The organism is Ruegeria arenilitoris, assembly GCF_013030265.1.
Taxonomy (GTDB): domain Bacteria; phylum Pseudomonadota; class Alphaproteobacteria; order Rhodobacterales; family Rhodobacteraceae; genus Ruegeria; species Ruegeria arenilitoris_E.
The window spans coordinates 106,551-129,938 of record NZ_WPZQ01000006.1 but is presented as its reverse complement, the minus strand read 5'-3'; the positions used below and the strand labels follow the sequence as shown (position 1 = coordinate 129,938).

The window sequence follows — 23,388 nt, the reverse complement described above, 5'->3', positions numbered from 1 at the left end:
TTAGTGAAGTTCGATTTGATTTTCCCCCTTAACGTGTGTTTCGACCTTTGTTAGCCAGAAGATAATAAGGCAAACAAAAGGTTACGGAATGCGTATTTTGAGGACCGCTTTTGGCGGAGTAGTTTCCGCATCTATTGCGTGTGCTGCATTTGCTGACGTTCCTGCGGGCATTGCCGCCCTTGAAGCTGGTAATGTTTCGGGCGCAGTCGAGGAGTTTCAGGCTGGTTTTGACGACGGTGACGCAGATGGTGCGTTCTTCATCGGGCGCCTGTTTGAGATGGGCCTGGGAACTGAGCGCGACATGCGCCGCGCTGTCGAACTCTATAGCGCGGCAGCTGAACAGGGCAGTGCGTTGGCGCAGAACCGGCTCGGTTTGATGTATCTGAATGGCGAATTGGTCTTGCAGGATTATCAGCGCGCTGCGGAGTTGATTTGTACAGCGGCTGAGTCAGGAGATGCCAACAGCGCATTCAACTGCGGGTTGCTGTTCGCAGATGGACAAGGTGTGGAACAGGATGCGGCCATGGCGGTGGCATTCTGGCGGGAAGCCGCAGAGCAGAACCACGTGGCTGCAATCAACTATCTGGGCCAAGCCTACCGTGATGGCACGGGTGTAACGCAGAGTTATGAGACGGCCTTCGACAACTTCTCTCGCACCGGGGAAGCTGGCAACCCGTTAGGGCTCTTCGAATTGGCCAAAGCTTATCAGTCAGGAAACGGCGTGAACCCGGATCTCATCAAGGCGCATGGGTACGCCAACCTGGCGGCTGCACGAGGGATGGAGGAGGCTCGAACTCTCAGAGATACCCTGAATGCACAACTGAGCCGCGGCGATCTGGAGGCAGCTCAAAGCTTCGCCCGCGAGTGGGAAGCTACGCCACTGGATCAGGTTGCGCAGTAGCCGCGTTTTCAAGTTCTCGAGTTCTCGTCAGTTCAGGTTGATTCAGCTGTAATGAAAAATCCTTTCTTACTAATCTTTTCTTTTCTGTGTGTCCTGAGCGGTTGCTCAGAGACTTCTCCTGAGCAGCTCAGAGAAATCTACGGCGTTTCGCGATCGAGTGACGGCGGCTACACGGCATCCATAGAAGTGCGCGCAAACCATGCCGCTCAGCAGGACAAGTTCAGCCAGAACGCATTCAATGAGATTTGTGCGGGACAAGCGACTATCACGTCCCGCTCTGTCTCCGCCCCGTTCGACAAACAGACCACATACACACAAAAAACATGGAACCCAGCCATTGGCCAATTGGTCCAAACAGCAAGTTTTCCGGTGAACACGCCACACGTTCGCATGACATACAGGTTTGAGTGCGCATGAGGAGCGGTTCTCTATACCGGCTGGCCATGAGTATCGGTCTCGCCCTCTTCCAGTCGGCGGCTTTGGCGCAAGTGGTTGAACCCCAGCCCACGGAAGAGGTGTTTTCAGATTGGCTGGTTCTGTGCCAGCCGGCGGAACGGGATGCCGTCTGCCAGATGATGCAGAGCGTTGCCGCCGAAGAGAATGGCCCGCCTGTCTTTTTGATGAGTGTGTCTGACGATGAAAACACGGATCGTAGCTATGCAGTCATGACGGTTCCAGTTGGTGTCTATCTGGCCCCGGGCATCGAGCTACATGTAGACAACCGTCGCCCCTTCAAGGTCCTGTATGAAGTCTGCGACCAATTTGGTTGCCACGCTGGATTTCGGATGGAAGGGGATGTTCTGTCAGCCTTTCGCAAGGGGCTAGAGGTTAAGGCCCGAGTTTGGACCGCCCGCGACAAGGCCGTTGATTTTCCCGTTTCTCTGCGCGGGTTCACAGCCGCTTTTAGTCGGTTCAGCACTGCGGGGGACAACTGATGGGTTTGCGATCCCACTCGGTGACCGCAGCATTTGGATTCAGCGCTATTCTGTTGATGGCCACAAGCACTTGGGCGCAAGGCGTCTCGCCCGGTGATTTGCAGCGCATCGACAATGATATTCTTCAGCAACAAACTCAGCAGACCGAAGAACAGGAACGTCGCCGCAGGCAATTCGAAGAGCGTGAGGATGTGGTGCAGGATCAAACCGCTGGGGAGGAGTTTTATATCCCACCTCCCGGTGGTCCTTGTTTCGATATCCGCAGCATTAACCTCGAAGGTTTTGAAGCTTTCAAACATCAGCCCGAAGGGTATCGCGATCTGATTGGCACCTGTGCGACAGCGGCCGACATTGCGCAGACACTGAACCTGATCAACACATTCTATCAGGAGCTGGGTTACATCACGACCCGCGCTTATGTGCCGGAACAGGACATTGCAGATGGATCGCTTGCGATCACCATCGTGCCGGGCCGGATCGAAGGGTATGTCTACGGAACCGGCAAACCAGCAGATATGCGTCTGAATGCGGCCTTTCCGACTGCACGCGGTGACCTTCTGAATTTACGCGACTTGGAACAGGGACTGGAGAACATCAATGCACCCCGGTCGGCGAGCGGACAATTCCAGCTAGTGCCCGGAGAGACGCCTGGTGGTTCGTTCATCCAGGTTGATGTGCAGGACCGACGCCCGTGGTATCTGGATTTTCAGTTTGACAATTCCGGTTTCGAATCCACCGGCCGGATCAAAGGCACCAGCACCTTTGGTCTCGACAATGCATTGAATCTTAATGACCAGCTGCGGATTGGGATCACCACCACCCCCTTTGAAGAACGCGGTGAGCGGTATTCGGATTCTGTTTCTCTCAACTGGGGCCTGCCGGTGGGCAACTGGTTGTTCAATGCGGATCTTGGAGCCAGTGACTATCGCTTCATCACCCAGGGCATCAATCAGTCCTTTGTCACAGAGGGGCGCAGCCAATACCTGATCCTTCTGACCGAACGGCTATTGATGCGGAACCAGACCTCTAAGATTTACGCCTATGGTGATTTGAAGCTGAACAGAACTAAAACCGCGATTAATGGCATCGAGATCACCAGCCAACGTCAGCGCCTGACGATTGCGTCGCTTGGCCTGAGAGGTGAACAGACCATCGGACAGGGTCGGCTGTTCTGGAACATAGGCCTAAAGGCCGGACTCGATGCGCTGGGAGCTGACATTCCGGAACGGAGCGTCATCGATCAGGATTTCCGTCTGGTAAAACTCCGCGCTGATTTCTCTACTCCGATTGGGAAAAGCGGTTTGACCTATCGGGGTACGCTGGCCGGGCAATATTCGGACGATATCCTGCCGGGGATTGAGCAGTTCGGTATCGGTGGCTGGAGCACGGTTCGCGGCTTTCACGACAATAGCCTCTATGGCGATACCGGTATCTATCTGCGCAACACCGTCGAATGGGGTGCTTACAAGGCACCCAGATTTGAGGTCCGCATGAATGCTGGCCTCGATCTTGGGTATATCAAGCCGTCGGCGCTGCGACGCTGGTCACAGGACCATCTGGCAGGAGTTAGTCTGGGTGCGGATATCATCATGAACAGTCAGGTCACGTTGCAGATGCAGGTGGCGCACGCGTTAAGCCGACCTGAGGATTCCCCACCCAATACCAATCCAGCCTTCGAGTCCGACAAGACCGTTGGGTATGTCAGTCTGAGGTTGCAATTCTGATGAGATTTCTGGCCGTTCAAAGTAATTTGGGAAGTGTTGTCCATGCGTAGACGTGTATTTGAGAAAGTCGTTTCTTCAATTCTGACGATGGCGCTTACGATACAACCTGCGCTGCTTCATGCGCAGAACATCCAACCTGTGAACCCAGGTGCAGGTCCGCGTCCACATGTCGACCAGTCTCTGAACGGCACCACCGTAATCAACATCTCGACCCCGAATGGTGCGGGCGTCAGCCACGATGTCTACACCGATTTTCAGGCTAATGACCTGATCCTGAACAACTCGGCGACGATCACCAATACGCAATTGGGTGGCGTGATAGAAGGCAATGGCAACCTGGCGCCGGGACAAGAGGCCAATCTTTGGATCGGTGAGGTTGTTGGCGGAAATCAAACCCAGCTGGGCGGCATTCTGGAAGTGGCCGGAAAGCGCATGGACGTGGTGGTCGCCAACGAGTTTGGCATCACCTGCAACGGCTGTGGTTTCATCAACACGGGCCGTGCGACTCTGACAACCGGAAAGCCGCAATTCGGCAGTAATGGGGCACTGACTGGGTTCGATGTACGCCGAGGCACGGTTACAATCGGTGCCGGAGGTCTGAACCCGGAAAACCGGATCGCCCTGACCGACACCAGCCGCATCGATGTGATTGCACGAGCGGCTGCGATATACGGCAAGATGCGTGCGGATCAACTCAATGTCGTCGCTGGTGCCAACAGAGTGGACTATAACTGGTCTTACGATCCGGCAACGGGCGCGGTGACCGGGATCACCGAACAGGCGGGCGAAGGTGCAGCCCCGGCGTTGGCCGTGGATGTCGCCGCTCTTGGTGGCATGTATGCCAACGCAATCCGTCTGATCGCGACCGAGAATGGCGTGGGTGTGCGTCTGAACGGGGACATGGCGTCCTCAACCAATATTGCGCTGCGGGCTGATGGGAAACTGACGCTGGGTGCTCCTGCTGGTGGTCACACACCGCAAATTCGTGCGGGCAGTCGCATTCAGGTCCGCAACCAGGGACCAATCCTTCTTGAAGGCGCGATCACTTCCGAGAGCGGAGATCTGATCGACATCAGAACCAGCAACGGAGACATGACCTTCAACGGCCAGGCAGCGGGCGGTGCAATTCGTCTGGAAAGCGCCGGTATGCTAAACATCTCCGGCGCGATTGTTGCGCGCGAGGCGTTTGAGGCAACATCAACCGGTGCTTCCGTAGCGATGAACGGCACGTCGGAAATCTTCGCACAATCCATTAATGTGAATGCGCTGACACAGCTGACATTCGACGGAAAGTCAGCTGCCCTGGAAACGGCTTCGCTGACGGCCGGAACCGAGCTTAGAACAGGTGCCAGCTCAGAACTGGTCGCGGAATCTGCGGCTCTTACCGGAGGTGACGCTCGGATTGAAGGCCAGGTGCAAGCACTTGAAAACCTGACCATTGAAGCGACAGACGGGAGCGTCGACCACAGGGGTACGTCTCGCGGGCAAGCTGTCACGATAACAGGTGACGACATTCAAACGAGCGATGGATCGCAGATCGCGGCAGTAGGTGATTTGAGCGTAACCGCCGCAGAGCAAGCCAAGATCAGCGGAGAGCTAGTCGCCGGTAAGGGGCTGACACTCAAATCCACAGCAGCCGGGATAGCCGTTGAAACAAATGCCGAGATTCTGGCTGAATCCCTGAATGTTGAGGCGCAGACTCGTATTGATTTTGATGGCAAGGCCGCCGCACATGAGACAGCTTTTGTGTCGGCGGGAACCGAGCTGGCCACAGGGGCGGATTCAGAGCTGCTGGCCGACAGCGTGGCGCTCACCGGGGAAACTGCGCAGCTATCTGGTGAACTTCGTGCCGTTGATGGGCTGACGATTGAGGCAACGGATGGCGCGGTTGAGCATAGCGGTGTGTCTCGTGGGCAGAACGTCTCGATAATTGGCGACACTGTTGAGACTGGCGATACGTCCCAGATTGCTGCGGTGGATGGCCTCACTGTGACGGCAACTGATCAGATCCTCCTCGATGGCGAACTCGCCTCGGGGGCAGAGCTTGCAATCACATCGACCGGCGCGTCGGTAACCATCGAGGATGGCGCCGAACTGGTGGCGGATTCGCTCGATGTAGACGCTCAGACCCAAGTCGCGCTTAACGGACGTGCTGCGGTTCAGAACCGAGCCGAACTCAACGCCGGAGCCTCACTCACAACTGGAGACGCATCCGAGATTGTGGCCGGATCCATTGCTTTCTCCGGGACCACGGCTCAGATCGCCGGACAAGCCGAAGCACAGGACAGTGTTTCCATCGAAGCTCGTGATGGCTCTTTGGAGCATTCGGGCAGATCGCGTGGGCGGTCAGTCACCTTGTCTGGTGATCGTGTGCAAACCGGAGAAAGCTCGCAAATTGCAGCCATTGCAGATTTGCAGGTAACAGCAGCGGATCGGGCGGTCATTGATGGCACCATGATTGCAGGTCAACGGGCCGATCTTTCCGTGACAGCTGGAGACCTGGATCTTCAAGGGCAGATAAACGCCCGCAACACCAATATTACAACCTCCGGACAGACCAGCCTGGGTGCAGACGCGCTGGCGGTGGGCCAGTCGGTACTGGAGCTGCAATCCGGGTCGCTGAATGGAGGGCTTAGAGCCTCGCATTTCGATCAGTTGCGCGCTGGCGATGGTCTTGCGGTCACGTTGGAAACCGGTGGGCTTACCGTCGCCGCGTCAGAAAGGGTTGAGTTCGATGGAGATCTTCTGCTCGATCTCGAAGGTGACCTGGAGAACCGGGGTACGATCAAAGCGAGTGGTAATCTTCAACTGCGCAGTGGGTCTGATCTGAACAACCGCGGTGGTTTGTTGAAGTCCGGCGAGACAATGCAACTGGTTGCACGAGATGGTACGGTGCTGAACCAGTCCGGGCGTATTGAAGCAGATGGTGGCTTGGCCATCGAGGCGGAAACGTTTGTCAATCGTTTCAACAGTATTGTGACGGAACCCTCACAATCGGGCGTCGAGATATTTGCAGGAACCCCAGACAACAAAACACGTAGCCGAAGGGTCTCGACAAATCCAGCGGATCTGGAGTTGGGCAGCTGTTTCACGAGCAGCAGATCGAATGGAGGCGCGGACAGAGCGAGCAGTTGCGCCACAATCTACAGTTTTGATGGTGTCTACTCGAACCAGGGCGGCGTCACGTGGAGCACTGGCACCTCAGTTGCAGCCTCCGGGGCGAAGCCTGAAATCCTGTCTGGCGCGGGTATCGCCATTCAGGCGGGCACTGTGCGCAACGACGCCGGTCTGATTTCTGCTGAAGGCGGGATCGACGTTCAAAGCTCTAGTTTTGCAAACAATGGGTATCAGGACACAAGGGTCACGCACACGGCGACATACACAAGAAACCTGACCATCGAGATCAACGAGGGCAGCGGTGGTAGCGACGCGGCCTTCACCACGCGCACCGAAAGAGTAACGTATTCCCCGATCTCCCGCGAAACCTCTAACGGAGCAACGTCGGAGATCGGCCAAGTGTTGGCTGGTGGAGCTGTCAACATCAACAGCGCGTCAGTAGTGGCGAGCGGAGATATTCGATCCGGAACTGCTAGTGTTGTTCCTCCGCGGGAAAACTCCAACGTTACCCAGGCGTCTCTGCCTGATCTGATCGTTCCGGCTTCATCCCTGACACCAGTTCAGCCGGATGTTCTGGACTTGCCAGCGCTGGCACCGGTTCAACCGGATGTGGTGACTCTCCCGTCTCTTGACCCGGTTCAGCCCAAGCTTCAGACGCTTGCAAACCTGGATGCTTTGATTGGTGAAGGTCGTACCAATTTCGGAACCATGCCGGTTTCCTATGAGGACCTGCTTTCCTCTGATTACTTCCTGGATCGTTTGCAGATTCAGAATGAGCTGTTCCAAAACATCAATCGGCCCACCGAATGGAATGGATATCAAAGCGACGGCGTAAGCTTTGACGGTGAAAACGCAGTCCAAACACCCGGCTCAGAATTTGTCGGGTTCGGCGACCGGTTCGGCTTGTCCGAAAGCGGAGTGTTGGCATCGCTGGATAAAGCTAATGCATCTGAAAGTGGTGATCTGAAGATTACGGCTGGTAGCATCACGGGTTCTGGTGGGTCGCTGATTGCAGAAGGCGGCTCCCTGTCCCTGACGTCGTTCGGTAACATTGATTTTGAAGACACTGAACTTGGTGGAGACCTGGTCAATATCATCACAGGCGGAGATTTCTCCGGTAAAGCGCTGGTGATCAGATCGACTTCGGACACCTCTATATTTGCCGCCGGAAACGTCGTCATCGCAGGCCTGGCGCAAACAGAAGAATACTACACCAACACAAGTGTCACCAAGATCACTGAGAATCTTGCCTCGCGCTTTGACGTGGGTGGTGACCTGTCGATCATCTCCTCTGCTGACATGACACTGGCCGGTGTCCAGGCCCAGGTCACGGGGGACACGCGGCTGACTGCGGGTGGCAGCCTCTACCTGCTCACCGAGCAATCCGGCGTGCAATACAGTGAGGGCGATGCGAAGAACGGGACGGATCGACTGACCCTGACCGCCCAGGTTACGCAACTGTCTACAGGTGGAGACTTCATCGCCAATGCGGGCGGGGACGCGGTACTGATCGGTACACAGATTGATGCGGGCGGAAAGGCACATCTGGCAGCGGCTGGCGATGTAGTTCTGGCTGCCGCGCAGGACATAGCTAAATCGGAAACCCGCAAAACCAGCAGAGGGTTCCTGTCGAAGAAGAAGGAGACGCGATCTACACTTGCCGTCACCAACCGTGGTGTCGGAATCACAGCAGGTGGTGATATCGATATTGTCGCCGAGACAGGTGACCTGACCACTGCTGGTACAGAACTCGCCAGCGCCTCAGGTGATATCAACCTCACTGCGACTGAGGGCAACATCCTCGTCGGAACCTACACCGATGTGTTTGAAGAGACGCATACCAAAGAGAAGAGTTACCTTGGCGGATTGCTGAGCAAATCCAGCCAGCTGCATACGGTTGACCACATCAACACCGGCACAGATGCTTTGGCAGCGCTCGATCTCAGCATCGTGTCCGGCTCAGACACCACTTTGGTCGGTGCAACGCTGTCAGCTGGCCAGAACCTGAACATCAAAACCGGGGGTGATTTCTCGGTTCAGGCTGCTATCGACAGTCACCGTTCCGAGTTCTTCGAGACCGACATGGGTCTGGTCACCATGACCACGATCACCGAGACCAGCTTTACGGAAACGGCCGTTCTGACCGAATTGCTTGCCGGACAAGGCATGAGTTTTGACATCGGCGGTGATGCTGAGTTGGTAGTGTATCAAAACGCAGGTGTTGATGCACCAAACCCGCAAGATCTCTATCCTGAGGAACTTCTGGCCATCGACGGTCTGGAACTGATTAGTCAGGAACTGGCGGATGAGTATTTCTATGAAGAAAAAACTCAGCTCTCGCCCGCGTTCAAGGCGCTCGTTGCGATTGCGGTCGCTGCCTATGTCGCGCCCAATCTCGTGGGGAATTTGCTTCCAGAGCTTACAACTGCCGCAGCAGCAGAGGGCGCCACGGCGCTAACGACAGGTCTCTACAACGGAGCGACCGCCTTCACTTCAACGGCGCTCGTCGAAACGCTGGATGGCGTTGTTGCCGGAGATCTCGATCTGGGGGCGATTCTGGAAGCAGCTGCGTTCTCAGGCGTGTCAGCGGGACTCACATCAGGCATCAACCTGAATATCCCCGAAAACAGCCCCCTGAATGATGCATTGATCAATGGGTTCGGAAATGGTGACGTTGCTCAATTGACCATTGGTGGCATTCTGGAGGGCGCCTTGGATGGCGCGATTTCTTCCGGTCTGAGCTCGACCGTCTATGGAACCGATTTTGCAGAAGGGTTCTCAGCAAGCCTTGTCCAAACCGTTACCAACCTCGCTTTGGCGGATGCCCAGTTTGAAATCGGTGGGTTGTTCACCGACGAGGACGGTATCCCCATCAACGGTGGGGAAGGCTCGGCCGGCCATATGTTGTTGCATGCTTTGGCAGGATGTGCCGCAGCCGAAGCGTCCGGTGCGGACTGTAAATCAGGAGCGGCAGGCGGAATTGCGGCCAGTATCTATTCCGGTATCGCCGGGAATAGTTCTCTCAGCATTGAAGAGCAAAATCGATTGGCTTCTGTCGTTGGAGCCGTTGCCGGATATCTGGTTTCAGGTGGAGAAGCGGATAACGTCAGTACAGGATCATTCGTTGGCCAATCTGCTGTCCTCAACAACTATCTGAAACATACAGATCTGGCGAATATGCAAGCCGCTCTCGAAGCGTGCCATGCGCAGGACGGTGGATGCTCAAAGGCGGATCAACGCGATATTGCAGTTCATTTTGCCAATGTTGGTCTTCAGAATGACCGCGAGCTTGCAAATACGTGCTTCACCAACGAATGCATAGATAGCTTTTTGGCAGAAGCCGTAAGCTATGATGAAGCGATAGCTGCGTTGTCTTCGGAGAGCCCATATGCAGCACAACTTCTGAGTGTTTCGGGTGCGTTGTTTGTATCTGGCCCTGCGCAGCAGCAACTCGATCAGAACATCGATTTCCTGAACGGCTATGAGGACTACCAGGAAACCCGCTGCGGAGGCGTGTCCGATGGTGCTTGCGCCGAAGCCTACACTGAGGCTTACGCCGGCTACCTAAACGATGTCGAAACAGTCGAGGCGACGAAGCAGTTCCTAGCGGTGGTAACCGGTGCTGTGGCGCTCGGACCCTCTGTTTGTGCCGCTACTCCTCGAACCTGCGTTGCACTAGGTGTTTCTGACGTGATTGAATGCGCCTCTGGCAACATTACATCGTGTTCTCCTGGACCAAACCTTCAGGGCACCGGGATCAAGGTAGAAGGTAGTGCACCAAATAGGGCACCTGTCGCAAACCCTACTGCTGCACAGATAGCAAGTGCTGAGAAATTAGGTGTTGACACACGCTGGGTGAAGTCAAACGGTGAAATTGATTGGCCACCAAATTATGGTTTCGAAGGGCCGCCAACAATTAGAGAACTTCAACCAGGTCAAACATTCGACCGCTATGGTGGACGGTTTGATGAAAAAGGTAACTTCACCGATCGAGGAGCCTTTGTAGCACCTAGAGATGTACCCTTTGACCAACGCTCTTTACCGGATTCGAGTAAAAACTCGCCATATCGACAATATGAAGTGTTAAAGCCAATTCCACAGGTGAACTCTGGCAGTGCTGCACCTTGGTTTGGTAAAACCGGTGGAGGGACACAGTATCAGTTGCCGATGAGCATTGATGAGTTGGTAAAACAAGGTTTCATCAGGCAACTAAAATGACGGAGTTGATCAACATGAGCCTGCGAGAAATTACTGATTGTTTCTTTCAATACGCGCAGAAGAAAGGGAACCCATATGAGAGCTTTCCTCTGAGCACTGAAGTGGAAGAATTTGGGTCGCCATACATCGAGATTTTGGAAGACGGAAAGATGGCAATCGTTGCAAGAGAACGTGGCGAAGAATGCTTTCGCAAGGAAACTCGATCTTCCGCCGAATTGGCGCGGTGGGTGTACGAAATGTTCAACAAATCATGAGTTTGATACACGGAAGAAATACTCAGATGGAAGTCATCCGCTGCCTTCTCAAAATCCTATTGGCAAGAACGATATCAAGATTTTGTTAAATCAGGGCAAATAACTGAGTGAGAGTGTACGACAATGGATGTCAAAACAGAGTTTGATCAGATGTGTGCAGCTGGAGAAGTTGCCGGTCCATGTTCAGACCAAAAAATCTATGATGCGGAAGCTGAACTTATGGTTGTTTTTCCAGTTCAGTATCGCGAATTTTTGTCAGAATACGGTGCCGTAGTACTTGATGGTGTCGAAATCTATGGTCTGCCAAATGTTAATGATAGCGAGATGCCGCTCTGGCAAGACGTTGTTAAGGTTTCTCGGCAGCTTAAGGAGTGGCGGCAAGCCGGCAGTGAAGTCCCTGCTTACGTTCCTATCGCGGATGATGGCACGGGAGTTTATTTCTATCTGGACACAAATGCGGGGCCTAAAACGAGGATCATTGCGATAGGTCCAGGCATCGAGCAGGTAGTATCATCTGACTTGTTTGAGTTTGCACTAAGTATTTCTAATGGTGAACTAACTTTTTGATTTCCCCTACCCTGATGAAAAGGCGGGCTGCTAACCGAACTAAACCGTCAAGACCAGCGACGGCGGCAGAAATTAAGCATGATACCTTCAAGTTCACTACGCCAAACGGGGGGCAAGACATCGTGGTCAGGGGACACTAAGAATATGAATGACATCAAATCTAGCGCGGACTTCGCTGATGCACTTTCGTTCTTGTTGGACGGCGAGAGTTTTCCGGCTGAGAATACCGACACACGTAGATTCGTTGAAGCGATGCAGGCTTGGCTGAGGGACGTCGAGGGCAACAATAACTGGTTTGATAAGCCAAGCGATGATTACATCACTTGGTCGGATTTATATAAGCTTTTGCAGGCGGCGTCAGTCTATGAATAGATCATCCCGTCTCCAGTTTCCGGCGAGATCGATCTACTTCAGGTACGAGCGATCAGATTTGTAGTTTCTTGATGTTTCTCGGTGAAGATCTGTGAACTCTAGTAGATTTGTACGGACGCTGTGGATTATTGGACGCTGGAAGCAGTTGGATGTTTCAGCAATATGGTCTCAGTTTCACTACACAGGTATTCCAGATGAAACATCGGTCTCATTTGGATCGGCTGACATCAATCGGACTTCTATAAGGGCATCCAAAATCGAGGAGATTCTTGACGGTGCTCATGTTCCATCATTTGAAGTGTTGGGAGACGGGTTCAGCTTCAGCTATGGACAAAACGCCGGTCAAAATTACGATCACGTGTTCATCAAGTCTAACTTGGCTGTTTTAAACCCTGAGTTTTGCGATGAATTAATCTCAGCAACACTAGCGGACAGTCTAAATTTCACGCAGGCGCATTTAGTTGATGAAGACTATCAGTACTATCAGAATATTTGTGATCCGCTTGACTTTAAGGCGCTCGGCCTGTCGATGGAGGGCTTGCCCATGAAATCCAACGGTTTGCCATTCCCACTTGAGCAACAGATTGTAGATACCAGCCAAAATCCTGGCGCTACCGGCTCTGCCAAAATTATGTAGAAGTTGCTGCAGGATACATGTGGTTTGGAGACAGTTTTTGGAAGCTCATAGGGCGTTCTTCACAATGCGTTCGTGAACGTTTGCCTGCAGAGGTATCTCTAGTACACGCTGAGTGCTGGAAGCTGCGCTCTCAGGTGGGCGTTTTTACCAATAGTTGTACAGCTGAAATGCAAGAAGGCGTACGTTCAGCTCTGTTTGATGACGTTCCGCCAAATGGTTGACGCATGTCAAATGACCAACAAGAGAAGTGAGTAGCGTCGTCCAATACCAAATTTCTGGGAAGATTGTCGTGTTTCAGAGATACTTGGGCAGCGAAAGTCATGGCTGCAGTTCCTAATCGTTCAACTTGTCGCAGTTCTGCGAGAATTTCTTCTGGCTTGCGCTGCGTCGTTCCCGCTCTTTCTCTCAAAGCATCGCGTTGGATCACTTTTGGGCAAGCCTTAAATCTGCTTGGGTGTGTCGTGTGGCTTAGAGACTATACGACGAACGATGGTGGGGGATTTGCGGTGACGCGGCATTGTTCACGAGTTTTAACCTGAACAAAGATCCTGCGGGCTCAATCAAAACGACACTGACCAGAGGCGATACTCTCCCCGCCAAACCCCAGGCCCATTCGCTGAAAATCTTACGCTGGCAATCTTCACTAGAAATCGCGGGCGCACAAGAAACTGTTGTTGGTGATAAAATTGACAAATTAAGTTATCTGTTAGTCAGGGTATTGGTTTTTGGGAGGGGCGAGTGCGCATTGGGCAAGAGAAAATGGGAAAATGTTGGAGGGTACGCCATCTTTTGTCATTGTGCCCTCTGTTCCTCATTGTCGGTTGCTACGAGAATGAGCCGGATGAAACAAAAGCCACAGCCCCGAAAGTTGTTGTCGCCCAAGCAACAACGGAAGAGGTGCCACTTTTTCTTGAACTGACCGGGCGTACTGAGTCACCAAACACAGTGTTCGTCCGATCCCGGGTCGATGGTCATGTTGAATCTCGACCGTTCAAAGAGGGCACAGATATCGTGAAAGGCGACACTCTGTTTGTTATCGACCAGCGTCCTTATGCCACTGAGCTAAAACGGGTCATGGGCGAACGAGACAAAAACCAGGCTGGCTTTGATTTTGCAACCCGGGAGAAGGAGCGTTTTTCCGCTCTGGCAAGTGACGGGACTGTAGCCGAAGAGCAATTGGACCAGTCGACCACCAACGCAGCCCAAGCCAAGGGTGACCTCGACAGCAGCCAGGGCGCGGTGGACTCGGCTCAGGTCAACCTCGACTACGCTACTGTATCCGCCCCCATTAGTGGACGTATCGGACGGGTTTATCAGGATGTTGGCAATATCGTTTCGGCGAACGATACCGTCTTGACTGAACTGGTCCAGATGGATCCGCTTTTCGTCTATGTAAGCCCGAGCGAAACGCAATTTCTGGAACTGGAAAAATACAGATCGGCAAATCCGGATCTGAAGGTTGAGGTGACGCTGATTGACGGCAGCGTTCACCCGCACGCGGGTTCACTCGACTTTTCCGATCCGGGCGTTGATCCAACGACCGGTACGATCGCTGTACGCGCCGTATTTCCCAATCCCGAAAAAACGCTCCGCCCCGGTCAATACGCCAAAGTGGATATCCAGCTAGCAGAGCAGTCCGGCCAGATAACTGTACCTTCTGAGGCCATTTCTCAGGATCAAGCCGGTTTCTTTGTATTCGTCGTCGACAAGAATGACAAAGCCGAAACGCGTCGGGTAACTGTTGGGCGTAACTATGAGGGTCGCCGCATAGTTATGACGGGCCTGAAGGACGGCGAAGAGGTGATCGTGCAGGGCCAACAACGCGTCCGCTCTGGCATGGCGGTCGACGTCAAAAAACCATCCGCTGGTTCGGATGCTGACAAGGCTGATGGCTGAATGCTGAGCCGGTTCTTCATCTTCAGACCCGTTTTCGCTTCGGTAATCGCGCTGGTAATTGTAATCGCCGGGCTGATTTCGATCCCTCTGCTTCCCGTCGGTGAGTTCCCGGAAGTGGTGCCCCCGACGGTTGTTGTCAGCGCCACGTATACAGGCGGTAGCGCCGAAGTGGTCGAAGAGGCAGTGACCATTCCCCTTGAGGAACAGATCAACGGTGTCGAGGGTATGGTTTACATGGCCTCCACCAGCTCCAACGATGGCACTTCAAACATAACGGTCACTTTCGAGGAAGGTTACGATCTCAGTATCGCTGCCGTGGACACTCAGAACAGAGTATCCACGGCAATGGCGCAACTCCCGGACGAGGTCGTCGCTTCTGGCGTGACCGTCACAAAGGAGTCGGTTGACCTGACTATGGGGGTCAACCTTATTTCGCCAAACGGCGAGTTCGACGAACTGTTCATTTCCAATTACGCAGACATCCACATCACAGATCGCCTCAAGCGTATCCCCGGAGTTGGTACGGTTATGGTTTGGGGTGAACGGGTCTATGCAATGCGGATCTGGCTCGATCCTGAAAAAATGGCGAGCCTCGGCCTGACCACGTCTGACGTTTATGACGCGATCACAGAGCAAAATCAGCAGGTCGCTGCCGGTGCATTGGGTGCGCCACCGAATGGTGCAACTCAGAAATTCCAGCTGACACTGACGGCAAAGGGCAGGCTGCAAAGCAAGGAAGAGTTTGAAAAGATAGTTTTGGGCATTGGCGATGATAGTTCCGTCATAAGGCTCAAGGATATCGCACGCGTGGAACTGGGTGCCGAAGACTATTCGTTCAGTTCAACTCTCGACAGCAGTCCGACAGTGGGTCTTGGCGTTATGCAACTGCCGGGAGCTAATGCACTACAGCTGGCATCGCAGGTTCGCGAAACCATGGCGGAGCTGTCACAGGATTTCCCCGAGGGCCTTGAATACACGGTTATCTACGACACGACGAATTTTGATCGCGAAGCTATTCGTGATGTTCTTTTTACGCTTGGACAGGCGATCCTGCTGGTTGTTTTTGTCATCGTTGTTTTTCTACCCAATCTGCGGGCGGCACTTATTCCGGTAATTACGATTCCGGTCTGTCTGATCGGTACTTTCGCTTTGATGCTGGCCTTGGGCTTTTCCATCAATCTGCTGACGCTGTTTGGTCTGGTGCTGGCGGTTGGTCTGGTTGTCGATGACGCAATTGTCGTGGTCGAGAATGTATCTAGGCACATTGAGAACGGTGAAACAGATCCAAAGGTAGCAGCGCGCCGCGCAATGGACGAAGTCACCAGCCCGATTGTGGCCACTTCACTGGTTCTCATGGCGGTTTTTATACCTGTTGCTTTGATGCCCGGCCTGACAGGAAAACTGTACCAGCAATTCGCCCTTACGATTGCATCGGCTGTTGCGATTTCAGCAATTAACGCCCTGACACTCAGCCCAGCACTGTGTGGGTTACTATTGGGCGGTGCGCGACCGAAAGCCAAGATAATCCAGAAATTCGATACTGGTTTTGCTTGGTTCACGCGTCGTTACGAGGCGGTAGTTGGCTGGTTCATCCGGGTTTGGCAACCAGTCGCACTGGGGTTCGCGGCTTTATTGGCGGGAACTGTTTTTATGTTCACCGTTGTGCCCGCGGGTTTTATCCCAAACGAAGATCAGGGCTATTTCATCATCAGCCTTGAAGCACCGGAGGGCACAGCGCTGGGTCAGACACAGAAGGTTGTCGATGAGGCTTACGAAATTCTGCATGATCTTCCGGGCGTCAAGGGCGTCATTACTTTCACCGGCTTCAGCATTTTGACCAACACGTCTGCCCCCAATCAGGGTAACCTGTTCGCAATTCTCGAACCCTGGGACAAGAGAAAGGGTTCCGGTGAAAGCGTCACTGAGATCATGGCCAAAGCGCAGGCCAAGTTCGACGAACTTCCGGGTGGAATTCTTACAACACTGAACCCTCCCCCCATCTTCGGCCTTTCGCCAACCGGGGGTTTCCAGTTCGAACTGCAGGATACAAGTGGTGGCTCGCTTCAGGATCTGGAGCAGGTGACCCGGGAAATGGTTTCTTCTGGAAATGCCCGACCTGAGTTGTTTGGCCTGTTCAGCCCGTTTTCGGCGAGCACGCCGCAACTCCATATCGAACTTGATCGTACCAAAGCACTGACCGAGGGAATTTCGATTGGTGATGTTTTTGATGCATTGCAGACATTTTTAGGAGGCGTGTACGTCAACGATTTCAACATCTACGGCAGAGTGTACAAGGTCTATCTGCAGGCCGACGTCGATGCACGGCAAGCCGAAGAAGATATTGGCCGACTTTATGTGCGCAACGACCAAGGTAGTATGGTTCCACTAAGTGCTTTGGTGAAGCTTCAGCCTCAGATCGGCGCGCGCACGATCAACCACTATAACTTGTTCCGCTCGACCAGCATCAATGGTGCCGCAGGAGCAGGGCACAGTTCCAGTCAGGCTATCGCGGCCATGGATACCTTGGCGAAGCAAACGCTTCCACGCGGTTATACCTATGAGTGGACTGGCAATGCGTATCAGGAAATCAAGGCAGGGAATGTGGCTCCGATCCTCTTCGCGTTGGCGGTTGTCTTTGCCTTCCTGTTTCTGGCCGCCCAGTACGAGAGTTTCGTCATGCCCTTTATGGTATTGTTGGCGGTTCCACTCGCGATATTCGGTGCCCTCGTCGCGCAGTGGTTCCGCGGCTATGACAACAATATCTATTGCCAGATTGGGTTGGTCATGTTGATAGGTCTCGCAAGCAAGGGAGCCATCCTGATTGTCGAGTTCGCACGACGTCGACGCCAGGAGGGGCTTTCGATCGAGGAGTCGGCAATGGAGGCAGCGCGTATCCGAATTCGGCCATTGTTGATGACTGCGTTCGCTTTCATTCTGGGCGTTGTGCCACTGGTAATTGCCAGCGGTGCCGGGTCTGCGGCGCGCAGGTCTCTTGGAACGGCTGTCTTTGGCGGGATGATTGTCGCTACAATCCTTAGCCTCGTGCTTGTTCCGGTATTGTACGTGGTCATCGAGCGGCTGCGAGAGCGTCTAACAAAAAATTCTACGATCACCGGTTGAGGCCCCTGAGCGAAGCCTCTGACCGGCGTTGGGTTTACCAGGTTGAATCCGGATCGACTTTGAACAGATGTTCCATGAACACGCGGGTAACTGCCTGCAACTTGTCAGCACGCGCATGGTCGCGTTGCAACTCTGCCGGGACCACGTTCCATGTGATCGGTTCGACCCCTGCCTCGATCATGCGGCGCATTCCGTTCTCGTGGCTGAGCTGAGTGATTGAGCCTACAGTGTCCTCCGGCACATAGACATCATATCCGGCAAGTTCGGCCTCAATCGCGGGATAGGCCAGACAGACATCCGTCCACAGACCGCCCATGATCAGCTTCTTTCGGCCCGTTGCTTCAACCGCAGCTACAAACTCTGGCTCTTCCCAGGCGTTCACGTTGGTCCGGTCAACAAATACTGCGTTTGGGGCCATTTCGCTCAGTTCTTCGATCATCGGATCATAACCGTTCAGGCCTACGGCGACATGGCTGAAGATGATCGGAATATCATAAATCACGGCGGTTTTGATCAGTCCCGTGGTGTTGTTGATCAGCTCTTCATGGTCGATGTTCTTCACCCCAGCCAAAATTGGTGGCTGGTAGTCGATGAGGATCAGCGCCGAGTTGGTAGGCGACAGAAACGGGTCTTCGTCGGCGGCACGGATCGGTGTGCCCTGATAGCCTTCCGGATAGCTAGCTATTCCATCCACTGTTTTGATCATCGGGGTTTCCACCCATACCGGCAGCGCTGTGGCGGCAATGGTCAGGCTCAAGACCGCGGTGATCGGTTTTAGGGGAGTGATCATAATTGGTGTTTGGAATTCAGTTGTGCACATGCTCGGCGATCAGCTGCGCGACAGACGGACCAGGGCCGACAAGCTCCAACACATTGCGATCTGGATCGCGGATGAAGATGGTTTTGGTCCCGCGAAATTCGCGACGGCCCGTAATGGTGATGCCTTTTTCGGTGACAAAGGCTTCGGTTGCTTCTGCGTCCTTCACTTTGACAGCTAGGTGAGTGATGCCCGGATATTTCTCGAGCTCGTCCATCAGGATATTTGCGCCCGCCTTTGCCGTTGCCGGTCCCAGCAGGTTTATATTGATCCCCGAGGGATGTAGCATCACCAGCGGGTGGCCTTTGTCATAGCCACCGTCTGCGATCAGTTCGAATCCAAGCAGTTCATAAAAGGCGACGGAAGCATCGAGGTTGCTGATACGGATGCCAATGTGATCGAAGTTTCTGATGTCCAACATGGTTTGGCCTTTCCTTTGCTTGCAACAAAGGTAGCTATGCCTGTAGTGAACTTTAATAGCTTGGATGGAATGGCATTTATTCCGTATGGATCATAATAAGGACCTATTCGACGGCATGGTTCTGTTCTGCACAGTGGTAGAGCAGGAAGGTATGAGTGCGGGCGCCAAGCTATTGGGTCATACGCCCAGCCACGTCAGCAAAGAGATCGCCCGGCTTGAAACACGGCTGGGTACTCGACTCCTGAACCGGACAACACGCCAGATCAGTCTGACGGAATCCGGGCGCATATACTATGAAAACGCGCGGCGGATTGTGGATGACACCCGTGCGGTGCAGAACCGGTTGCATTCGGTCGGCGACCGACCCTTTGGGGAGCTGCGGATGAGCGTACCTGTGGTTTTCGCGCATGGGTGGCTGAATGGCTGGTTGCCCGAATTCCTTCAGCGATACCCCGAGGTTGATCTGAACATCGACGTATCCGAACGCCGCGCCGACATGATCGGTGAAGGCATCGACTTACTGGTGCGCATCGGTGATTTACCCCCGTCCGACCTGATCGCCCGCGAGATTTTTCGTACACAGGGTCTGACAGTGGCTTCGCCTTCCTACCTGAAACGATACGGCACACCCCTACACCCTGATGACCTAAAAGGGCATCAGCTTATTGATTTTTCGTTTCACGGGGTGACCCAAAACTGGGCCTACCCAGGGCCAGATGGAGAGGTGATAACAGTGCCAATCGCACCACGTATTCGATGCAATGATGGCCACACTGAAAAGGCGCTGGCCCTTGCCGGTCTTGGGATCACCCGTCTGCCGGAGCTTTCCTGTCAGGCTGAACTGGTTGCCGGAACTCTTGTTGCGATTTTGCCCGACTTCCGCGCGCCCCCGATCGGGGTCAACGTGATCTACGCCAGCCGCGATAACCTGCCCGCCAAAACCCGTGCCATGATCGATTTTCTGGTCGAGAAGAGCGGCTGAGCTCAGGTCCTGCAGATGTCCAACGCTTATGTAGGGTGGCATGCGGACCTGAACGCTCCTTTTGATTTGGCACATTATGAGTTTTTGGAATAAACGGCGCTGCCTGTTCCTAGTTCACTGCAAAGACAAGATGGCTGCATCCAATGCGGCGTACCAGTCGCTCTTGGTCAGTTCAGTTATTTGGTAGTTCCCGATGGCGACACTGGGGATGATAACATCGGCTTGGACGGCTTTGAGTTGTTCGAGTGTTTTTATCAACGTTTTCCTGTTCCCCCCGTGGCTTTCCATGACCAAAGCTCTCCACTCGCCGTTATCAGGGTACAAAGTGTCACCAACAAAGAGATACGTCTTACCGTGCGGTGAAACGTACCTATAGCTGATGTTGTTATCCGTATGCCCCGGCGTGTAGATCGCCTCCAACCCGCCGTTGAGTTTGACGCGACTATCCGTTTGAATCGTTTGGTCCAGCTTCAGGCCCTTTGGGAAGTACTGCTGCATCCTGGCGTGTCCAACCAAAGGCGCACCGAGTGTAGATTTCGCGTCGGCCAACCCGTCAGTGATCTCATGATTATGGCTGAGGTACAGGTGATCGACATTTCCGGATGTCTTGATGGCGTGCAGCGTCGACGGTTCCTCAGCAACATAGATCATATCTCGCCCTGCAGGATGCTGAAGGAGAAAGGCGTGGGACTTCAATGTCCCAAAGCGCAGTTCAAGCGGTGTTTGCCACAGGTCCGGGAATAGTTGTTCCATCCTGCTACTCCTTCTGTCCGGCAATCAGGGGGCGGCTGGCAAGAACGGCAACCCCGGCGACCAAACCGAATGTCACGAACAGCCAGATTGCAGAATTTGCTATGGTCAATTGGTTCCCAGCGTCGTTGAACCCGGTGAAATTGCCAACCAGACCTGCCGCGGCAGTCCCAAACGCGACTGCAAACATCTGCACCGTGGACAGGGCAGACGCGGCCATGTCCCGCTCGTTCTCATCCGTGAATTGCAGGATGAATGTATTGAGATGAGGCCAGCCAACGCCGATGCCAACACCCAGTACAATCAAGGCGATTGACAGCAGTGACGTCATGGCTGGTCCTGCATTTCCAAACATTGGTGTGGCCGCGCCAAGCACCACACACGCAATCATCATCAGGATTGGACCTGCGAGAACCGCTTGGTGCATTTTTCGACCTGTGAAGCGTGCGGAATAAACCTCTGACGCTGCCCATCCAATGGAAACCAACGCGGCCACATAACCTGCCATCAGCGGACTTAACCCATGCAGCCGCTGCAGATAAAACGGCATGAAGAACTCGGCATTGATGCAGAAAATCAAAAGAGCCATGACCGACAATGCCAGAAACAGAGGTGTTCCCGGGACGGTCGCACCACGAGGGAACAGCCGCACGGTTTCGATTTGTTCGCGGCGCATCAGCGATAACAAAAGCAAGATAGAAACCAGCACGGCCGCAACGGCCCATGTGATAGATGGTGCGATGCTTCCGAGTGAGATCGCCAACACCGAGCCTGCAAGCAGTACCAATTGCCCGAACGCAAGTGGTTCGGTCGGCCTATGATCCTGCGGACTGCGAGGAAGCAGTATTAAGGTCAGGGCGACAAACAAGGCGGTAATCGGCAGCATGATCCCGAACCCCATACGCCACATGCCAAACTCGGCGAAGATCCCTCCGATGGCTGGACCAAACAGCATTGTGATCCCCCAAGTTCCTGACAAAAGCGCCATCGCCCGGGACCACAGGCGTTCCGGATAGACGATGATGATCATGGAATAGCAGAGCGTGAACAGCATCCCGCCGCCCGCGCCCTGAATGACCCGCCCCACCAGCAAAACCGGCATGCTCCACGCCAATGCGGCAAGCAGGCTGCCTGTTGCAAAGACAATCCCGGCCATCCCAAACCCAAGGCGAACACCCGTGCGCCTTAACAATTTCCCGGTGACTGCCGCGCTGAGGATTGCGGCAAGCGTCGCGAGTGTGGCGTTCCAGGCGTAAAGACTGTGTCCGCCAATTTCTGCCACGATGGAAGGCAGCATCGTAGCGGAAAGGGTAATGTTCACTGCGTGAAGCGCGATGCCAGCCGCAAGGACGGCGGACACCGCTGAGAACTCTCCCCTCAGAATTTCATGCCACCCGGGCTCTGCTTTGTGCTCAACGGCTGTCGTCATGGTTCGCTCCGCGCTCAAAATGGGTGTTCAGTCTTTTTGGACATAGGTGTGATCGGGGTTTTGTGCTGCCCACTCGTCGGCATCAAACCCCTCAACCGCAAACGTAAAATTCGGAGGGATCACATCCGTTCTAAGGTGCTTAACAGCCTGATACTCTTCTGAATTCCAGAAGCCTTGCAGCGCTTCCATCGATGGGAACCGGAACAACGTGAACCGAGCATCATCTTTCCACTCACCCTCAAAAAAATCCATGAATTGCCCGGTCTCGCCCGCGACGATCAACTCACCACCCCACTTTTCCATGATTGGGTGCGTGGCCTGACCGTAAGGATCAAGAGCACCGTGCCCTTCCGGCATAAATGAACTGGCCACAAGGTAGGCTGGCTTCTGTTTCGGCATATCAATCTCCGTGTCTATTTGCTCGATGATTCGAGCCGCCTATTGCGTTGCTACTTCCTCAACTTAAGTTGAGGTCAAGCGATTGATGACAGGAGTTTCGGGATGAAGCGTCGTGGTGGTCTGACGGTAGGCGAAGTGGCGGAACGCAGCGGTATCGCTGTGTCTGCGGTGCATTTCTATGAGCGAAAAGGGCTGATCGCGTCGGTGCGCAACGATGCCAATCACCGCCGTTATTCTCCAACTGTTTTACGAAAGATCGCTATTATCCAGGTGGCGCAGCGAGTGGGCATACCGCTTCGGGAGATTGCCGAAGCAATGGATTTTCTGCCCCCCGAGGAAAAGGTTACGGTCAAACACTGGGAAAAACTCTCAATCCGGTGGACCGACGATTTGGATGACCGTATCGCACGTTTGCAGCGATTGAGAGACGGAATGGCTGGTTGTATCGGCTGCGGCTGCTTATCGATGGATACATGCAAGCTCGTCAATCCAGACGACAAGATCGGCACCAACGGCCCAGGTCCACGATATCTGGAAGAAGATGCGCCAGAGGTGGAAGGCTTTGTTGGTACATAGCCTGCATTGGTTCGGTTAACGTCGTGACAGCTCTGTTGTCATCAACAACTCATCTTGAAATGCTGGTATTGCTTGCGCGGAGAATGACTGCTTTGGTGAAGCTGCAGTGCGGCGTGGATTGACGAAATGAATGATGGATACGGGCCGCGCTCGGACCAACTCGCACGAGATAATCCGCGGCATTTTGGTCCAGCGAATAGATTCTTGCAGAGGATAGGTCGCTAAGAACTCTTTGCCAGTGCCGGCGGATTTCGACAGACAAGACCAGCTGTC

General features: G+C 54.0%; 17 protein-coding genes. 12 read left to right on the top strand and 5 right to left on the bottom strand.

Going from position 1 to position 23,388, the window contains the following annotated elements:
- Window positions 1-88: 88 nt before the first annotated feature.
- The 10 genes from GOX61_RS12200 (at window position 89) to GOX61_RS12145 (ending at window position 17,741) form a co-directional block, all read left to right on the top strand.
- Window positions 89-901 carry a tetratricopeptide repeat protein gene (locus GOX61_RS12200; protein ID WP_170334047.1) on the top strand — a complete coding sequence of 271 codons (813 nt, stop codon included), beginning with the start codon at window positions 89-91 and terminating at the stop codon, window positions 899-901.
- A 413-nt stretch (window positions 902-1,314) separates the two neighbouring features.
- Window positions 1,315-1,836 carry an invasion associated locus B family protein gene (locus GOX61_RS12195; protein WP_170334046.1) on the top strand — a complete coding sequence of 174 codons (522 nt, stop codon included), beginning with the start codon at window positions 1,315-1,317 and terminating at the stop codon, window positions 1,834-1,836.
- Window positions 1,836-3,560: a ShlB/FhaC/HecB family hemolysin secretion/activation protein gene (locus GOX61_RS12190; protein ID WP_170334044.1), complete on the top strand. Its 1,725-nt coding sequence runs from the start codon at window positions 1,836-1,838 to the stop codon at window positions 3,558-3,560. The genes GOX61_RS12195 and GOX61_RS12190 overlap by 1 nt, the downstream gene beginning before the upstream one ends.
- A 42-nt stretch (window positions 3,561-3,602) precedes the next feature.
- Window positions 3,603-10,895 carry a two-partner secretion domain-containing protein gene (locus tag GOX61_RS12180; RefSeq protein ID WP_217353849.1) on the top strand — a complete coding sequence of 2,431 codons (7,293 nt, stop codon included), beginning with the start codon at window positions 3,603-3,605 and terminating at the stop codon, window positions 10,893-10,895.
- Window positions 10,892-11,149 carry a hypothetical protein gene (locus tag GOX61_RS12170; RefSeq protein WP_170334042.1) on the top strand — a complete coding sequence of 86 codons (258 nt, stop codon included), beginning with the start codon at window positions 10,892-10,894 and terminating at the stop codon, window positions 11,147-11,149. The genes GOX61_RS12180 and GOX61_RS12170 overlap by 4 nt, the downstream gene beginning before the upstream one ends.
- Window positions 11,150-11,272: 123 nt before the next feature.
- Complete coding sequence (locus GOX61_RS12165; protein ID WP_170334040.1) at window positions 11,273-11,716, top strand: SMI1/KNR4 family protein; 444 nt, start codon at window positions 11,273-11,275, stop codon at window positions 11,714-11,716.
- Between the two features lie 144 nt (window positions 11,717-11,860).
- Window positions 11,861-12,088, top strand: coding sequence for a DUF7660 family protein (locus GOX61_RS12160; RefSeq protein WP_170334038.1), 228 nt, complete (start codon window positions 11,861-11,863; stop codon window positions 12,086-12,088).
- A 145-nt stretch (window positions 12,089-12,233) separates the two neighbouring features.
- Complete coding sequence (locus GOX61_RS12155) at window positions 12,234-12,725, top strand: hypothetical protein (protein WP_170334036.1); 492 nt, start codon at window positions 12,234-12,236, stop codon at window positions 12,723-12,725.
- A 759-nt stretch (window positions 12,726-13,484) separates the two neighbouring features.
- A complete protein-coding gene (locus tag GOX61_RS12150; protein ID WP_254436849.1) occupies window positions 13,485-14,621 on the top strand; it encodes an efflux RND transporter periplasmic adaptor subunit in 1,137 nt (378 codons plus the stop codon).
- On the top strand, window positions 14,622-17,741 hold the full coding sequence (locus GOX61_RS12145; RefSeq protein WP_170334032.1) for an efflux RND transporter permease subunit: 3,120 nt from the start codon (window positions 14,622-14,624) through the stop codon (window positions 17,739-17,741).
- 34 nt (window positions 17,742-17,775) lie between these two features.
- Here the strand turns inward: GOX61_RS12145 and GOX61_RS12140 are convergent, their stop codons facing one another.
- On the bottom strand, window positions 17,776-18,531 hold the full coding sequence (locus tag GOX61_RS12140) for an isochorismatase family protein (RefSeq protein WP_170334030.1): 756 nt from the start codon (window positions 18,529-18,531) through the stop codon (window positions 17,776-17,778).
- Between the two features lie 16 nt (window positions 18,532-18,547).
- The gene (locus tag GOX61_RS12135) at window positions 18,548-18,979 is read right to left on the bottom strand and encodes a VOC family protein (RefSeq protein WP_170334028.1); all 432 of its coding nucleotides are present in this window, start codon (window positions 18,977-18,979) and stop codon (window positions 18,548-18,550) included.
- Window positions 18,980-19,064: 85 nt separating this feature from the next.
- Between GOX61_RS12135 and GOX61_RS12130 the strand changes: the two genes are divergently transcribed.
- Window positions 19,065-19,961, top strand: coding sequence for a LysR family transcriptional regulator (locus GOX61_RS12130; RefSeq protein WP_170334027.1), 897 nt, complete (start codon window positions 19,065-19,067; stop codon window positions 19,959-19,961).
- A 114-nt stretch (window positions 19,962-20,075) separates the two neighbouring features.
- Here the strand turns inward: GOX61_RS12130 and GOX61_RS12125 are convergent, their stop codons facing one another.
- From GOX61_RS12125 to GOX61_RS12115, 3 genes are read right to left on the bottom strand one after another with little or no spacing between them, the layout of a single operon-like run.
- Window positions 20,076-20,714: an MBL fold metallo-hydrolase gene (locus GOX61_RS12125; RefSeq protein ID WP_170334025.1), complete on the bottom strand. Its 639-nt coding sequence runs from the start codon at window positions 20,712-20,714 to the stop codon at window positions 20,076-20,078.
- Window positions 20,715-20,718: 4 nt separating this feature from the next.
- The gene (locus GOX61_RS12120; RefSeq protein WP_170334023.1) at window positions 20,719-22,140 is read right to left on the bottom strand and encodes an MFS transporter; all 1,422 of its coding nucleotides are present in this window, start codon (window positions 22,138-22,140) and stop codon (window positions 20,719-20,721) included.
- A 27-nt stretch (window positions 22,141-22,167) separates the two neighbouring features.
- Window positions 22,168-22,539: a DUF1330 domain-containing protein gene (locus tag GOX61_RS12115; RefSeq protein WP_170334021.1), complete on the bottom strand. Its 372-nt coding sequence runs from the start codon at window positions 22,537-22,539 to the stop codon at window positions 22,168-22,170.
- Between the two features lie 102 nt (window positions 22,540-22,641).
- On the opposite strand from GOX61_RS12115, the gene soxR reads away from it, so the two are divergent.
- The gene (gene soxR / locus GOX61_RS12110) at window positions 22,642-23,115 is read left to right on the top strand and encodes a redox-sensitive transcriptional activator SoxR (protein WP_170334019.1); all 474 of its coding nucleotides are present in this window, start codon (window positions 22,642-22,644) and stop codon (window positions 23,113-23,115) included.
- The last annotated feature ends 273 nt before the right edge of the window (window positions 23,116-23,388 follow it).